The 16,145-nt window shown below is 71.6% G+C and carries 12 protein-coding genes; 10 read left to right on the forward strand and 2 right to left on the reverse strand.

The genetic code is table 11. The features are described 5' to 3' along the window. The first annotated feature begins 239 nt into the window (after nucleotides 1-239). The 4 genes from AB0G16_RS32740 (at nucleotide 240) to AB0G16_RS32755 (ending at nucleotide 5,277) form a co-directional block, all read left to right on the forward strand. Nucleotides 240-1,148, forward strand: coding sequence for a sulfotransferase (locus AB0G16_RS32740; protein ID WP_362813877.1), 909 nt, complete (start codon nucleotides 240-242; stop codon nucleotides 1,146-1,148). Then, nucleotides 1,145-2,329, forward strand: coding sequence for a glycosyltransferase family 4 protein (locus AB0G16_RS32745; protein WP_362813879.1), 1,185 nt, complete (start codon nucleotides 1,145-1,147; stop codon nucleotides 2,327-2,329). The genes AB0G16_RS32740 and AB0G16_RS32745 overlap by 4 nt, the downstream gene beginning before the upstream one ends. A gap of 465 nt (nucleotides 2,330-2,794) precedes the next feature. After that, nucleotides 2,795-4,189 carry a family 2B encapsulin nanocompartment shell protein gene (locus AB0G16_RS32750; protein WP_362813881.1) on the forward strand — a complete coding sequence of 465 codons (1,395 nt, stop codon included), beginning with the start codon at nucleotides 2,795-2,797 and terminating at the stop codon, nucleotides 4,187-4,189. A gap of 38 nt (nucleotides 4,190-4,227) precedes the next feature. Continuing rightward, on the forward strand, nucleotides 4,228-5,277 hold the full coding sequence (locus tag AB0G16_RS32755) for a family 2 encapsulin nanocompartment cargo protein polyprenyl transferase (RefSeq protein ID WP_362813883.1): 1,050 nt from the start codon (nucleotides 4,228-4,230) through the stop codon (nucleotides 5,275-5,277). A gap of 45 nt (nucleotides 5,278-5,322) precedes the next feature. On the opposite strand, the gene AB0G16_RS32760 is transcribed toward AB0G16_RS32755, so the two are convergent. Together AB0G16_RS32760 and AB0G16_RS32765 are read right to left on the reverse strand one after the other, a co-directional pair. Then, the gene (locus AB0G16_RS32760) at nucleotides 5,323-6,474 is read right to left on the reverse strand and encodes an acyl-CoA dehydrogenase family protein (RefSeq protein WP_362813885.1); all 1,152 of its coding nucleotides are present in this window, start codon (nucleotides 6,472-6,474) and stop codon (nucleotides 5,323-5,325) included. Nucleotides 6,475-6,715: 241 nt separating this feature from the next. After that, nucleotides 6,716-7,453 (reverse strand): hypothetical protein, encoded by a 738-nt coding sequence (locus tag AB0G16_RS32765; protein WP_362813887.1) that lies wholly within the window; start codon nucleotides 7,451-7,453, stop codon nucleotides 6,716-6,718. A 364-nt stretch (nucleotides 7,454-7,817) separates the two neighbouring features. Here AB0G16_RS32765 and AB0G16_RS32770 point away from each other — a divergent pair, with 364 nt between their 5' ends. The 6 genes from AB0G16_RS32770 to AB0G16_RS32795 all read left to right on the forward strand — a co-directional run bounded on the left by AB0G16_RS32770 (nucleotide 7,818) and on the right by AB0G16_RS32795 (nucleotide 15,995). After that, the gene (locus tag AB0G16_RS32770; RefSeq protein ID WP_362813889.1) at nucleotides 7,818-9,455 is read left to right on the forward strand and encodes an ABC-F family ATP-binding cassette domain-containing protein; all 1,638 of its coding nucleotides are present in this window, start codon (nucleotides 7,818-7,820) and stop codon (nucleotides 9,453-9,455) included. 218 nt (nucleotides 9,456-9,673) lie between these two features. After that, on the forward strand, nucleotides 9,674-10,654 hold the full coding sequence (locus AB0G16_RS32775; RefSeq protein WP_362813891.1) for a LacI family DNA-binding transcriptional regulator: 981 nt from the start codon (nucleotides 9,674-9,676) through the stop codon (nucleotides 10,652-10,654). A gap of 274 nt (nucleotides 10,655-10,928) precedes the next feature. Beyond that, the gene (locus tag AB0G16_RS32780) at nucleotides 10,929-11,477 is read left to right on the forward strand and encodes a hypothetical protein (protein ID WP_362813893.1); all 549 of its coding nucleotides are present in this window, start codon (nucleotides 10,929-10,931) and stop codon (nucleotides 11,475-11,477) included. Nucleotides 11,478-11,730: 253 nt separating this feature from the next. Next, a complete protein-coding gene (locus tag AB0G16_RS32785; protein ID WP_362813895.1) occupies nucleotides 11,731-12,570 on the forward strand; it encodes a hypothetical protein in 840 nt (279 codons plus the stop codon). 85 nt (nucleotides 12,571-12,655) lie between these two features. Continuing rightward, the gene (gene ppgK, locus AB0G16_RS32790) at nucleotides 12,656-13,438 is read left to right on the forward strand and encodes a polyphosphate--glucose phosphotransferase (protein WP_362813897.1); all 783 of its coding nucleotides are present in this window, start codon (nucleotides 12,656-12,658) and stop codon (nucleotides 13,436-13,438) included. Nucleotides 13,439-13,691: 253 nt separating this feature from the next. Further along, entirely contained in the window at nucleotides 13,692-15,995 is a 2,304-nt protein-coding gene (locus AB0G16_RS32795; RefSeq protein ID WP_362813899.1) for a glycoside hydrolase family 6 protein, read from the forward strand. Nucleotides 15,996-16,145: the final 150 nt, after the last annotated feature.

The following is a 16,145-nucleotide window of genomic DNA, read 5'->3' on the forward strand; positions in this document are numbered from 1 at the left end:
GCCGCGCGGCCGGTGGCGGGCGACGGCGGGGTCCCAGCGCCGGGCCACCTCGGCCGCATGCCGTCTGAGCTGTGAAGACGTCCCTCTACCCGGGGCCGGGCGGGTGAATCGCCCGTCGGCGCGTGATCCTCGCGGTGTGCGGGGCCGGGGTGTCCCCGGGGACGCATTACCGGAACGCAGAGCTGATGTTGAGTGAACACACAGTGAAATGCCAGGAAAGCCGGGTAGCCTGCCTCGGCATGAACTGGCAGCGTAAGGCCAACGATGCCCTTGTGCGGCTGACCGGATTCCAGCTCAACCGGGTGGGGAAGGCCGGTTCGACGGCGGGCGGACGGCCCCCGGTCGCGAAGGCCCGGGTCGCCGAGGAGTCGTTCAGGCCGCCGGCCGACCCCGCGAACGACCGCCTGCTGGTGGCCCCGGTCTTCATCCTCTCGCCGGTCAGGTCGGGCTCCACCCTGCTGCGGTCCCTGCTCAACGCCCACCCCATGCTGCACGCCCCGCACGAGCTGCACGTCCGGAGGCTGAGGGTCGAGTTCGGCACCTCGCTGGCGGAGAGGGCGATGGGGGCGCTCGGGCACAACCGGGCCGACCTGGAGCACCTGCTCTGGGACCGGGTGCTCCATCGCGAGCTGGTCAGGAGCGGCAAGTCCTTCATCGTCGACAAGACGCCGGCCAACGCCTTCGCCCACCGGCGGATCGCCACCTGCTGGCCGGACGCGAGGTTCGTCTTCCTGCTGCGCCATCCGGCGTCCGTGGCGAGGTCGTGGTACGAGGCCGGCGGGGGGAGGAGGACGCCGGAGGAGGCGGCACTGGACGCCCTGCGCTACATGAAGGCCGTGCAGCGGGCGCGCGGGGCGCTGTCCGGATGCACCGTGCGCTACGAGGACCTGACCGCCGACCCGGAGACGGAGGCGCGCCGCCTGTGCGACTTCCTCGGCCTCGGCTGGGAGCCGCGGATGCTGGCCTACGGGGAGCAGGCCGTGCTGGAGAAGGGGCTCGGCGACTGGAAGGACAAGATCCGCTCGGGGACCGTGCAGCCCGGGCGCGATCTGCCGGGGCCCGGCGAGATCCCCGAGGCGCTCAGGCCGATGTGCCGGAGCTGGGGATACCTGCCGGCCGGGGAGGACCCCGAGGGAGGGCGGGCGTGACGGCGCCCCGCGCGCGCGGCCCGGAGGCCATGCGCATCCGCTACCTGCTCCTGCACGCCTACGGCATGGGCGGGACGATCCGGACGGTGATCAACCAGGCGAACGCGATGGCCGCCGCCGGACACGACGTCGAGATCGCCAGCGTGGTACGCCGCAGGGAGAGGCCGCAGTTCCCGATCGACGAGCGCGTCCGCCTGCTGACGCTCTCGGACCAGCGCCGGGCCAGGCCCGTCGACTCGCCGGCACGCCGGGCCTGGCGGCGGATCCGCGGCAAGATCGTGCCCCCGGGCGAGTTCGCCGCCTCCTACTTCACCGAGCGGGTGGAACGCTCCGTCATCGACTACGTCTCCGCGCTGGAGGGCGGCGTCCTGGTCACCACCCGCCCCGCCCTGAACCTCATCTCGGCCCGGCGCGGCCCGGCCGGCGTCGTCAGGGTCGGGCAGGAGCACATGAACCTGGCCACCCACCCCGAGGCGGTCCGCGCGCAGATCGCCCGCCACTACGGCGCCCTCGACACGGTGGCGGTGCTCACCGGCACCGACCGGCGGGAGTACCAGGCGCTGCTGCCCGGCACCCCGGTCGTGCGCATCCCCAACGCGGTCACCGCCGGGCGCCCGGCGCCCGACGACCGCGAGGACGGGCTCGTGGTCGCGGCCGGGCGGCTCGTCGGGCAGAAGGGCTTCGACCTGCTGATCCCGGCGTTCGGCAAGGTCGCCGAGCGCCACCCGGAGTGGCGGCTGCGCATCTACGGCACCGGCCCGAAGAAGGAGGCGCTGCGGGCGCTCCTGGACACCCACGGGCTGTCGGACGTCGTCACCCTGATGGGACGGACCGAGCGCCTGGACGAGGAGATGGCCAAGGCGTCCTTCTACGTGCTGAGCTCCCGGTTCGAGGGGCTGCCGATGGTGATGATCGAGGCGATGAGCCAGGCGCTGCCCGTCGTCGCCTTCGACTGCCCCACCGGCCCGGCCGACGTGCTCACCCCGGGGGTCGACGGGGTGCTCGTCCCGCCCCGGGACGTCGACGCGCTGGCGGAGGCGATGATCCGGCTCATCGAGGACCCCGGCCTGCGGCGGCGGATGGGCGCGGCCGCGGCCGTCACCGCGCGCGAATACGCCCCCGACGCCATCATGCCGATCTGGGAGAACCTGTTCTCGGAGCTGCTGGAACGCCGGCGCTGAAACCGCCCCGAGGGTCCTCGGGATTTCTTCCGGCAATCACGGGAGCGGCTCCGCGCCGCGGGCGCGCGGCCGCGCGGGGGCGCTCCGCCCTCGTGCGCGGGGACGCGCCCGCGTACGGTCTCGCCTGATTCAGGTGCCGTTCCGGAAATCCCACCCGATGCTCCGACTGGCCGTACTCCTGGGGTAAAAAGCCGTTCACAGGCACTCCGGTGCTATTGGCAAAGCATATTTACTTTTTCCGGTTTTATGGTCTCACGCCTTTACCGAGAATCGACCGGATCGTATTCACTGCTTGACAATTCATTTAACGGCCACCCAAAATTGAGGCGTCCACGACGGCGGGCCGCATTCGGCCCCGTGCGTCGGGGGGTCGACGATTCCGCCTTTTCCGGCACCATTGATCGCCGTTTTCCCCTGGTCGATTCATGCCCTCTTTCTCCCTGTCGGTACGAGTACGGATCGGTGGTGTGTGTTGTGACGGAGCCCGAGGTCGGCCGATCGCAGCTCAGTCTGAGTACGGAAGCCGCGCGCAATCTGGCGACGACGACCAAGACGACCCCCCAGATGCAGGAGATCACCTCGCGGTGGCTGCTGCGGATGCTCCCCTGGGTGCAGGTGTCGGGCGGCACCTACCGGGTCAACCGCCGGCTGAGCTACACGCTCGGCGACGGCCGGGTGAGCTTCACCAGCACCGGGTCACAGGTGGCGGTCATCCCCGCCGAGCTGTGCGAGCTGCCCCTGCTGCGCGGGTTCGACGACTCCGGCGTCCTCGACGCGCTGGCGGGCCGGTTCGTCCAGCGGGACTTCCAGGCCGGGGACGTGCTCGTGGAGGCGGGACGTCCCGCCGACGAGGTGGTGCTCATCGCGCACGGCAAGGTCAACAAGATCGGCACCGGGCCGTACGGCGACGAGATCGTGCTGACGGTGCTGGCGGCGGGCGACCACTTCGGCGACGAGACACTGACGGTGACGGAGGACACCTGGCCGTTCACCGCCAGGGCGGTCACCGGCGGCACGGCGATGGTCATGCCCCAGCAGGCGTTCCTGGAGGTGGCCGAGCAGTCCGAGCGGCTCCGCGAGCACCTGCTGCTGCGGGAGGCCGCCGCCCGGGGCCCGCAGAACAAGTACGGGGAGGCCGCCGTCGAGGTGGCCGCCGGCCACGCCGGGGAGCCCGACCTGCCGGGCACGTTCGTCGACTACGAGCTCATCCCGCGCGAGTACCAGCTCAGCGTGGCGCAGACGGTCCTGCGGGTGCACAGCCGGGTGGCCGACCTCTACAACGACCCGATGGACCAGGTCGAGCAGCAGCTCCGGCTGACGATCGAGGTGCTGCGCGAGCGGCAGGAACACGAACTGATCAACAACCGGGAGTTCGGGCTGCTGCACAACGCCGACCTCAAGCAGCGGATCCACACCCGCACCGGGCCGCCGACCCCCGACGACCTCGACGAGCTGCTCAGCCGCCGCAGGAGCACGAGCTTCTTCCTGGCCCACCCGCACGCCATCGCGGCGTTCGGCCGCGAGTGCAACGCGCGCGGTCTCTACCCGCAGGGCGTCGACGTCGGGGGCAGCGGGGTGCCCGCCTGGCGGGGCGTCCCCATCTTCTCCTGCAGCAAGATCCCCATCACCGCGACCCGCACCACCTCGATCCTGGCCATGCGGGTCGGCGAGGACAACCAGGGGGTGGTCGGCCTGCACCAGACCGGCATCCCCGACGAGTACCAGCCCAGCCTGTCGGTCCGGTTCATGGGGATCAACGAGAAGGCGATCATCTCCTACCTGGTCAGCGCCTACTACTCCGCGGCCGTCCTGGTGCCCGACGCGCTCGGCATCCTGGAGGACGTCGAGATCGGTCACTGAGGAAGGGGACAGGGGAGAGAGCCGGACGAGGAGAGAGCATGACGACCGTCGAGACGACCGGGACGACGAGGGACGGGCGTTCCGCCAGTGAGGTGCTGGCCTGGAGCCGGGGCCTGGTCGAGACCACGTTGCGGCCGGCCGCCGACACGCTGCCCGCCTCGATGCGGCACATCGCCGGCTACCACTTCGGCTGGTGGGACGAGCGGGGCGAGCCGTCGGAGGCGGGCGGCGGCAAGGCGTTCCGGCCGGCGCTGGCCCTGCTGTCCGCCGAGGCCGTCGGCGGTGACGCGGTCTCGGCGCTCCGCCCGGCCGCGGCCGTCGAGCTGGCGCACGACTTCTCCCTCCTGCACGACGACGTGATGGACGGCGACCGGACCCGCCGGCACCGCCCGACGGCCTGGGCCGTCTTCGGGATCAGTCCGGCCATCCTGGCCGGCGACGCGCTGCTGACGCTGGCCTTCGACGTCCTCGCGACCGGAGGCCACCCGATCACGGCCGAGGCGACGCGGATCTTCAGCGCCGCGGTGCAGGAACTGCTGGACGGCCAGAGCGCGGACGTCGCCTTCGAGGGGCGCCGGGACGTCGGGCCGGCCGAGTGCCTGACCATGGCGGCGGGCAAGACCGGGGCACTGCTGGGGTGCGCCTGCGCGCTCGGCGCGCTGTTCGGCGGCGGCGGCCCCGAGCGGGCCGGGCACCTGGGCGCCTTCGGCAGGGATCTCGGGCTGGCGTTCCAGCTCGTCGATGACCTGCTGGGCATCTGGGGCGACCCCGAGGTCACCGGCAAGCCGGTCCACTCCGATCTGCGCAGCCGCAAGAAGTCCGTCCCGGTCGTCGCGGCCCTCGCCTCCGGCACGTCGGCCGGAGGCGAGCTGGCCGGGCTCTACCACCGCCGGGACGAGCTGTCCGACTCCGAGCTGGTCCGCGCGGCCGAGCTGGTGGAGGCCGCGGGCGGGCGGGACTGGACCCGGCTGGAGGCCGACGAGCTGCTCGCCCGGGCTCTTCGCCACCTCGACGCGGTCGGCGCGCTGCCCCGGCCCGCCGCCGAGCTCACCATGCTGGCCCGCCTCGTCACCCACCGCGACCACTGAACCGCCGAGCCGCCGCCCACCGGGGACGCTCGGCCGGGCCCGCCCTCAGACGAAGGCGCCGATGCCGGTGATCGCCCGCCCGACGATCAGGCTGTTGATCTCGCGCGTCCCCTCGTAGGAGTAGATCGCCTCGGAGTCGGCCACGAACCGGCCGACGTCGTAGTCGAGGACGATGCCGTTGCCGCCCAGGACCTCCCGGGCCCATCCCACGGCCTCGCGCATCCGCGCCGTGCAGAACGCCTTGGCCATGGCCGAGTGCTCGTCGGCGTAGACGCCCTCGTCCTGGAGCTGCGCCAGCCGCACCACCATGCCCAGCGAGCAGGTGACGTTGCCCAGCATCCGGACGAGGAGATCCTGCACGAGCTGGAAGCCCGCGATCGGCCGCCCGAACTGCTCGCGCGTCTTGGCGTACTCCAGCGCGAGCTCGTAGGCGCCCATCATGCAGCCGACCGCCTGCCAGGCCACGCCGCCCCGGGTCTGCCGCAGGATCGCGCCGGTGTCGCGGAAGGTGTTCGCCCCCTGCAGGCGGTTGATCTCCGGCACCAGGCAGTTGGTGAGCGTGATGTCGGCGTTCTGCACCGTACGCAGGGCTATCTTGTTCTCGATCTTCGTGGCGGCGAGGCCGGGCGTGCCCTTCTCCACGACGAATCCCTTGACCTGGCCGTCGGCCTCGTCCTTGGCCCACACCACGATCAGGTCGGCGAAGGTGGCGTTGCCGATCCAGCGCTTGGCGCCGTTCAGCACCCACACGTCGCCCTCGCGCCGGGCGGTGGTGCGCAGCCCCGCCGCGACGTCCGAACCGCCCTCGGGCTCGGTCAGCGCGAACGCCCCGATCTTCTCCATGGCGGCCATCGGCGGCAGCCACCGCTCCCGCTGCTCCGCCGAGCCCAGCCGGTCGATGCTGCCCATCGCCAGGCCGTTGTGGACGCCGAAGAACGTCCCCATGGACGGATCCACCCGGTTCAGCTCCAGCACCACGAACCCGGTCAGCAGGCTGCGTGCCCCCCGGTACGGCAGGCCCGCGATGTCGAGCTTGGCGAAGCCGGGGATGACCTGGTGGGGGAAGCGGGCGTTGGTCCACGCCTCGTTCGCGATGGGAGCCACCTCCCGCGCCATGAACTCCCTCACCCGCAGCACGATCTCCTTCTCGGAGTCGTCCAGGAGCGCGGAGTAGTCGTAGAAATCGCCGGTCATCATCGCGGTGGCTTCCCTCCGGTCGTCGTACCCGCTCACCTGCCCCGGAGGGGGGAGGTCAAGCAGTGAGACCACTCACAGCGAGGGGGGACACCGGAGACGGCGGAGACGGCGGAGACGCCGGAGGCCCGGGTCGCCCCGGGCCTCCGTCCGTGCGCGTCGTCCGCCCCTACGGCCGTGTCCGCCACGGCCGCGCGGGCGGCGTCATGCGCGGTGGTGCCGCTTCAGGCAGCGGCACCCGTTCTCAGCGGCGCCAGTGGCTGTACACGCGGACCCGCTCGGTCCGGCTGCGGCTGTCCTCGAGCTCGTCGTTCCCCTCGAAGATCGCGCGGTACTCGCCGCTCCTGGAGGCGCGGACCTTGGCGTAGAACGCGCCCCGGCGACCGGTGTCGTCGGAGGTCACGTACTTCCAGGCGCTGGAGCCGCGCTTGCGGAAGTAGATCTCCACCTCCTCGCCGCGCACGCCCTCCCAGCCGCGGTCGTCGACCTGGAGACGGCCGGTGAAGTAGACCCAGCGGCCCTTGCGCACGGAGTCGGGGTTGGCGGAGAACCGGTAGACGCGGGTGTCGGCCTTCTCGGCCTTCTTGTGCTCGACGGAGAAGTTGACCTCGTCGGTCACCTTCTTGCCGTCCTTGTCGTACGCGTCGGCGATCGCGACCCAGCGGCCCTGGAAGTCGTCCTCGTCGAAGCTGGTCGTGAAGCGCCAGAGGTCGCCCTTGTGGAGGACCCTGGGCTCACGCGCGTCCTGCGTGCGGAGCTGGTCGGAGACCGGCTTGAGGCGGAGCTCGACACGGGTGGCCTCGGTGGTGCGCACCTCGATCGTGACCCTGGTGTCGTCGTCCCCGTGAACGACGACCGGGTTCGGGTTGACGTTGTCGATGCGCACGCTGAGAGCGACTCGCTCCGCGGAGGCCGTCCCGGCGGACATGAGCAGCGATCCGCTCACAGCCGCGGACAGCAGACCGATGGCGATTCGTTTCATCAAGACGCTTTCCTCTTCTCCCCGTTCGGCGGACGCGGTCAGGATTGGCCGCGTCCGCCCTATAAGACGCGACACCGGCACCCCGTGTTGCCTCAAATCCCGAAAAAGATGTTCTTAGGTTTCCGTAAGGTAACGTTTACGTGCGAGAATCGGCAGGTCAGTCGTTGATCGCCGGTCTTTCAAGATTTTTTAATAAAGAACAAGATCTGTCCGATTTGTCGGGAATAGGGATCCGGGTGATCGGCCGCCCCGGGACCCGGACGGGAGCCGTGGCCGCGACGCCGGGGCCGTGAGGTGCCGGGAGCGGAGCGGGTGCCGCGAGACGCCGGGGCCGTGAGGTGCCGGGGCCGGATAGCGTTTGCTCATGAGTGCCACCATCGTCGCCAAGGACCTGGCCGCCGGGCACGGCGACCGAGCGCTGTTCTCCGGGCTCGACCTGGTGGTCGCCCCGGGTGACGTCGTCGGCCTGGTCGGGGTCAACGGCGCGGGCAAGTCCACCCTGATGCGGATCCTGGCCGGGCTGCTCCCCGCCGAGCACGGCTCGGTGCGGCTCAGCCCGCCCTCGGCGTCGGTCGGCTACCTTCCCCAGGAGCGCGAGCGCCGCGAGGGGGAGACGATCGCGGGCTTCCTGGCCCGCCGCACCGGGGTGGCCGACGCGCAGCGCGCCCTGGACGCCGCGACCCAGGGGCTGGTCGACGGGACACCGGGCGCCGACGACGCGTACGCCACCGGGCTGGAGCGCTGGCTCGCCCTGGGCGGGGCCGACCTGGAGGACCGGGCCGCGGAGGTCGTGGCCGAGCTCGGTCTGGCCGTGGAGCTCGACCGGCCGATGACGGCGCTCTCCGGGGGGCAGGCGGCGCGGGCGGGCATGGCCTCCCTGCTGCTCAGCCGCTACGACGTCTTCCTGCTGGACGAGCCCACCAACGATCTCGACCTGGTGGGCCTGGAGCGCCTGGAGCGTTTCGTCACCGGCCTGCGGGCCGCGACTGTCCTGGTGAGCCACGACCGCGAGTTCCTGGCCAGGACCGTGAACCGGGTGGTCGAGCTCGATCTCGTCCAGCAGCTCGTCCGGGTGCACGGCGGCGGCTACGAGGCCTACCTCGCCGAGCGCGAGGTCGCCCGCAGGCACGCCCGCGAGGAGTACGAGGAGTACGCCGGCACCGTCGCCTCCCTCAAGCAGCGCGCCGGGACGCAGCGGGCCTGGATGGAGAAGGGCGTCAAGAACGCGCGGCGCAAGGCGACCGACAACGACAAGATCGGCCGCAACCTCCGTACCGAGACGACCGAGAAGCAGGCCGCCAAGGCGCGGCAGACCGAGCGGTTGATCGAGCGGATGGAGGAGGTCGAGGAGCCTCGCAAGGAGTGGGAACTGCGGATGGAGATCGCGGTCGCCCCCCGTTCGGGGGTCGTGGTCGCGACCCTGCGCGACGCCGTGGTCCGGCGTGGCACGTTCACCCTCGGACCGGTGAACCTGGACATCGGCTGGGCCGACCGGGTGGCGCTCACCGGCGCCAACGGCTCGGGCAAGTCCACGCTGCTGGCCGCGCTGCTGGGCCGGCTCCCCCTGGCGGAGGGCAACGCCTCGCTCGGCCCCGGCGTGGTCGTCGGCGAGGTGGACCAGGCGCGCGGCCTGTTCCTGGGCGACGAGCCGCTGGTGGACGCCTTCGGCGCCGCGGTGCCGGAGATGGTCCCCGCCGAGGTCCGTACGCTGCTCGCGAAGTTCGGGCTGCGTTCCGCGCACGTGCCGCGCCCGGCGGCCACCCTGTCGCCGGGGGAGCGGACCCGGGCCGCGCTCGCCCTCCTGCAGGCGCGCGGGGTGAACCTGCTCGTGCTCGACGAGCCGACCAACCACCTCGACCTGGCCGCGATCGAGCAGCTGGAGTCGGCGCTCGCCTCCTACCCCGGTACGCTGCTGCTGGTCACCCACGACCGGCGGATGCTGGACGCGGTGCGCACCACGCGCCGCGTGCACGTCGACGGAGGCCGGATCACCGAGGGCTGAGCGGGACGGACCGCCGGGAGCGGGGCCGGGTCGCCGGGAGCGGGGCCGGGTCGCCGGGAGCGGGGCCGGGTCGCCCGGGACGGCCGTCCGCCCCGCCGGATCGGCGCCGTGACGGGCGTGGCGGGGGCCGGCGGGACGCGGCGTGCGGCCCTTGACCGGTTGACGTAACTTTCGCAAGAACTCGCAAGTAATTGCTTCTTTTGCCTTATAGTTTCATCATGACGCGACGGCTTGCAGAGGTGGCCAAGAAGGTCGGGATGAGCGAGGCGACGGTGAGTCGCGTGCTCAACGGGAAGCCCGGGGTCTCCGAGGCGACCCGCGAGGCGGTCCTGACCGCCCTCGACGTGCTCGGCTACGAGCGGCCGACCCAGTTGCGCGGGGACAGGGCCAGGCTGGTCGGGCTGGTCCTGCCCGAGCTGCAGAACCCCATCTTCCCCGCCTTCGCCGAGGTGGTCGGCGGGGCGCTGGCCCAGCAGGGGTTCACCTCGGTGCTGTGCACCAGGACCCTGGGCGGCGTCTCCGAGGCCGAGTACGTCGACCTGCTGCTCCAGCAGCAGGTGTCCGGCGTGGTCTTCGCCGGGGGGCTGTTCGCCCAGGCCGACGCCTCCCACGAGCACTACGAGCTGCTCAGGGAGCGGCGCCTGCCGACCGTGCTGGTGAACGCCGCGGTGGCGCACCTGGCGTTCCCGCAGGTCTCCTGCGACGACGTGGCCGCCGCCGAGATGGCGCTCGGCCACCTGCGGTCGCTGGGTCACGAGCGGATCGGCATGGTGCTCGGACCGCCCGACCACGTGCCCTCCCGGCGCAAGCTGGACGCGGCCGGGCTCGACCCGGAGTTCGTCGAGCACACCATGTTCTCCCTGGAGGGCGGGCACGCGGCGGCCGCGCGGCTGATCCGCCGGGGGGTCACCGGTGTCATCTGCGCCAGCGACGTGATGGCCCTCGGCGCGATCAGGGCGGCCCGCAGGGCGGGGCTCTCGGTGCCCGACGACGTATCGGTGATCGGGTACGACGACTCCGCCCTGATGAACTGCACCGACCCGCCGCTGACGACGCTGCGGCAGCCGATCGACGCCATGGGCCGCGCGGTCGTCGACCTTCTCGCCGCACAGATCGACAAGGCCCTGGTCCCCGCGGACGAGCTGCTCTTCGAGCCGGAGCTGGTGGTCAGGGCCTCCACCGGACCGGTGAAACGCTGACGGATCCCCGGTGGGTTTCTTGCGTTCTCTTACCTCTATCTTTCAGTGATCGGTCCTTCCGTGGTCGGGTGATCTCTCCGCGAGACCTCTCCGCTCGCGGGCGTTGACGGCGATTACCCGGCAAAAAGGGGTGGGTCGGTTTATGTCTACTGACTGACGTTTTACCTCCGCCGTCACCCTCGGTAACGTCATATGCCCTAAAGTGATCGCTGCGGACGGGGTGCGACCCCTGTCTCTCCCCTCGGAAACGTATCCGGACGTTCGAGGGAAGACCATGCGCAGAAGACTCACAATGCTCACCTCGGCGAGCGCGGGCACACTCATGCTCCTGCTGGCGGCACCCGCGGTCGCCGCGCCGACGGACGAGACCATCGTCACGTTCGCCGTGGAGGCGGGCTCCCTGGACATCGTGGCACCGCCCGGTCCGATCGACCTGGGCTCGGCGCCTCCCGGCGGCACGCTCACCGGGCAGATCGGCCCCGTGTCGGTCTCCGACACCCGGGGCGGCGCCACGTCGGAGTGGACGGCGTCGGCGTACGCGACGAACTTCATCGACGCCGCGCTGACCATCCCCCCCACCACGATCGACTACTGGTCGGGAGCGGCGACCGCGACCACCGGCGGCGGCACCTTCATCCCCGGGCAGCTCACCGCCCTCGCCGCCGCCTCGCTCGACCTGATCGCCACCCCGCTCGTGGCCTTCGCCCACACCGGCGGCACCGGGGGCAGTACGGCGACGTGGAACCCCACCCTGATCGTGAACATCCCGATCACGGCCCAGATCGGCGACTACACCGGGACGGTGACACATTCGGTGGCGTGACCGTCCCGCGGGCCCGCTCGCGCCGCCGCTGCTGCTGATCGCGCTCCTCGCGGGCGCCCTCGGCGGCGCGGCCGGCGCGAGCGGGGCCGCCGACGACACCCCCCGCGGCACGATCGGCATCCGCCTGCTGGAGGCGCCGGTCAGCCGCCAAGGCGATCCCCGGGCGCTGTCGTACATCGTCGACCACCTGCGCCCCGGCACCACGATCGAACGCCGGCTGGAGATCTCCAACACCTCCTCCGCCTCCCGGCACGTGGAGCTGTACCCGGCCGCCGCGGACGTCGTGCGCAACAGGTTCCACCTGCTGCCCGGCCGCGCCCAGAACGAGCTGACCGGCTGGACCTCCCTGAACCGCACCTCGCTGGAGGTGCCCCCGGGAGGGACCGGGACGGCCAAGGTCAAGATCGCGGTTCCCGGGACCGCGTCGCGCGGCGAACGCTACGGCGTCATCTGGGCGCAGGTCGGCACCCCGCGGGACCCGTCCCGGCCCGTGCGCATCGTCAACCGGGTCGGCGTCCGCGTCTACCTCGACATCGGGCGCGGTGGCGAGCCTCCGTCGGACTTCCGGATCGAGAACCTGACCCCCGCGCGCGCCCCGGACGGTGCCCCGCAACTGGCGGCCCTGGTCCGCAACACGGGGGGCCGGACCCTGGACATGAGCGGGACGCTGTGGCTCTCGGAAGGGCCCGGTGGCCTGCAGGCCGGACCCTTTCCCGCCGACCGGGGGGTCACGCTGACGCCCGGCTCCGCCGCCCCGGTGACGGTGACGCTGGACAGCCGGGTGCCGAACGGCCCCTGGAAGGGGAGGCTGACCCTGATGAGCGGCGTGGTGAGGAAGACCGTGACCGCCACCTTCACCTTCCCCGACGCGGGCCGGGGCCCGCCGGTCGAGCCCGACCGCGACCTCCTCCCCCTGATCGGCCTGGTCGCGGGCCTGGTGATGCTGCCGGCGGCCGCCGCAGTCCTGGTGACGCGCCGCAGGCGCCGTCTCGCCGCGGCGCCGGGCGGCCCTCCCCCGTGGAAGGGGGCGCTCCCCGGTGAGCGGACCCGGCGCTCCCGTACCGCGGGAGCCCACCGGCGGCCCGGCGGGTGACACGCCCGGCCGCGCGCTCCACCGCTTGTGCCGGAGGAGCATCAGCCGACCTTCCCGGGGAAGGAGGACCGGTCAGGAGGTGCACATGGAAGCGCTGGGAATCGACATCGGCGGATCGGGGATCAAGGGCGCGCCGGTGGACGTCGCCAAGGGGCGGCTGACGCGGGAACGGCTGCGCATCCCCACACCGGACCCCGCCGAGCCCGAGGCGGTGGCCGAGGTGGTGGCGAAGATCGTCGAGCACTTCGACTGGAAGGGACCCGTGGGGGTGACCTTCCCCGGGATCGTCGTCGACGGGGTCGCCAGATCGGCCGCCAACGTGGACAAGGCGTGGATCGGCACGGACGCGCAGGAGCTGTTCTCGCGGGTGACCGGGCAGACCACGACCGTCCTCAACGACGCCGACGCGGCCGGCCTGGCCGAGGTGGCGGCGGGCGCGGCCAGGGACAAGCCGGGGGTGGTGATGCTCCTGACCTTCGGGACCGGCATCGGCAGCGCCCTGCTGATGGACGGCCACCTGGTGCCCAACACCGAGCTGGGTCACCTGGAGATCAGGGGCAAGGAGGCCGAGAAGCGCGCCTCCGACCACGCCCGCGAGTCGCACGACCTCGGCTGGGAGGAGTGGGCCGAGAAGGTCCAGGAGTACCTCGAGCACGTCGAGATGCTGTTCTCGCCGTCGCTGTTCATCATCGGCGGGGGGGTCAGCAAGAAGGCGGAGAAGTTCCTGCCGCACATCAAGATCCGTACCCCGATCGTGCCGGCGGGCCTGCAGAACGAGGCGGGCATCGTGGGTGCCGCGATGGCCGCGACCGAGGCGGCCTCGCGCGAGGGGACCGGAGCGAGGACGGCGACGGCGGCGGGGGAGTAGCGGCGGTCGTCCAGGGCCCGGGGAGGTGGCGCCCCGGGCTTCGCGGGATCGTTCCGCCGGGAGCGAGGAAGGACCGTCCGGGACCCGTACCGGGGGCGGCTCTGAAACTTTCATCTGTTCCGAAACGCGTTCGGTGAGGTCAGGGGCCGACGGGGTCGCCTCCGGGCGGTCCGGGCGCGCAACACCCTGTACACACGCCGGAAACATCCGGACTATGGGAGCGCTCCCACCCTCGTCCTGGAGATGATCACGAATGACAGTAACTTCGCGTCGCCACGCCTGGCGCAGCCGGGCGGCGACCACGGCGGCACTGTTGGTGGCCGCCGCCGGCCTCGCCACCGGGCAGGCCGCCACCGCGCACGCCGCAGTCGCCTGTGACGTCGCATATTCGACCAACGACTGGCAGGGCGGGTTCACCGCCAACGTCACCCTCAAGAACCTCGGTGACCCGCTGACCAACTGGACCCTCGGCTTCGCCTTCACCGGCGGGCAGACCCTCCAGCAGGGCTGGTCGGCCACCTGGTCCCAGACGGGCACCCAGGTCACCGCGAAGAACCTCGCCTGGAACGGCTCGCTCGCCACCGGCGCCTCCACCAGCATGGGCTTCAACGGAATCTCCACCGGGAGCAACCCCAAGCCCACGGCCTTCACGGTCAACGGCGTCACCTGCGGCGGGCAGAACCCCATCAACCAGCCCCCCACGGTCGCGCTGACCAGCCCGGCCTCGGGCGCCTCCTACCAGGCGGGCGCCGCCGTGCCGCTGGCGGCCACCGCGAGCGACGACGGCTCGGTCAGCAAGGTCGAGTTCTACGTCGACGGCACGCTGGTCAACACCGACACCACCGCGCCGTACTCCTACTCCGCGACCGGCCTGGCCTCCGGCGCGCACACCGCCAAGGCCAAGGCCTACGACAACGCCTCCCCGGCGCTGTCCACCGAGACCTCCGCGGTGCCCTTCACCGTCGGCGGCGGCAACCCGACCCCGTCGATCGTCGCCTCCGCGACCTCGGTCAGCGTTCCCGAGGGAAGCTCCAAGACCGTCGGCTTCAAGCTCAGCCAGGCGCCGACCGGCAACGTCTCGGTCGCCCTGACCAAGACCGGTGACGCCGACCTCACCATCTCGCCCTCCACGCTGTCGTTCACCACGGCCAACTGGAACACGGCGCAGAACGTGACCGTCTCGGCCGCCCAGGACGCCGACGAGGCGAACGGCACCGCCACCATCGCGGCCGCCGCCACCGGTCACACCGGTGCCTCCGTCACCGCGACCGAGGCCGACGACGACGGCACCAACCCCAACCCGGTCCACGTCGACAACCCCTACGCCGGCGCCGACGGCTACGTGAACCCGAACTGGTCGGCCAAGGCCGCCGCCGAGCCCGGCGGCGACGCTGTCGCCGACATCTCCACCGCCGTGTGGCTGGACCGCATCGCCGCGATCGCCGGCTCCTCCTCGGCCATGGGCCTGCGCGCCCACCTGGACGAGGCCCTGGAGCAGGACGCGGCCAACGGCAGCAAGCCGCTGACGATCCAGTTCGTCATCTACAACCTGCCCAACCGTGACTGCTCGGCGCTCGCCTCCAACGGTGAGCTGCTCATCGCCGAGAACGGCCTGAACCGCTACAAGACCGAGTACATCGACCCGATCGCCGCGATCATGGGCGAGTCGAAGTACGCGAACCTGCGGATCTCCACGATCGTCGAGATCGACTCCCTGCCGAACCTGGTCACCAACCTCAACCTGGCCAAGTGCCAGGAGGCCAAGGACTCCGGCGCCTACGTCAACGGCGTCCGCTACGCCCTCGACAAGCTGCACGCGATCAAGAACGTCTACACCTACATCGACGCCGGTCACCACGGCTGGCTGGGCTGGGACAGCAACATGGGCCCGTCCGCCGACCTGTTCGCGACCACCGTCGCCGGCACCGCCGCGGGCTACAGCAGCGTGGACGGCTTCATCACCAACACCGCCAACTACTCGGCGCTGCGTGAGCCGCACTTCACCATCAACACCACCGTCGGCGGCCAGAACATCCGCCAGTCCGAGTGGGTCGACTGGAACTTCTACGTCGACGAGCTCTCCTTCGCCCAGGCGTTCAGGAACCTGCTGATCCAGAAGGGCTTCAACTCCAACATCGGCATGCTGATCGACACCTCCCGCAACGGCTGGGGAGGCGCGGCCCGCCCGGCCGCTCCGAGCAGCTCCAACGTGCTGAACACCTTCGTCGACCAGTCCCGCGTCGACCGCCGGTTCCACGCCGGCAACTGGTGCAACCAGAGCGGTGCCGGTCTGGGCGAGCGCCCGCAGGCCAACCCCGCCCCGGGTCTGGACGCCTACGTGTGGGTCAAGCCTCCGGGTGAGTCCGACGGCGCCAGCAAGGTGATCCCGAACGACGAGGGCAAGGGCTTCGACCGGATGTGCGACCCGACCTACGAGGGCAACGAGCGCAACGGCCACAACATGAGCGGCGCCCTGCCGGACGCCCCCATCGCCGGCCAGTGGTTCTCCGCCCAGTTCCGTCAGCTCCTGCAGAACGCCTACCCGGCGCTTCCGTAGTCGGCTGATCCCGGGCCCCCACCCCCCCACGGGGGCCCGGGAACGGGGTGAGAACCCCGCGAACCCGAGGCCCCGCCCTCCCCACCCGGGGAGGGCCTTCTCCAACCGGAACCCCTCCGTCCTGGTGGCGGCGCCCGGGGTGGACATCCT

Origin of the sequence: Streptosporangium sp. NPDC023615, from assembly GCF_040640155.1 — a bacterium.
Classification (GTDB): Bacteria; Actinomycetota; Actinomycetes; order Streptosporangiales; family Streptosporangiaceae; genus Streptosporangium.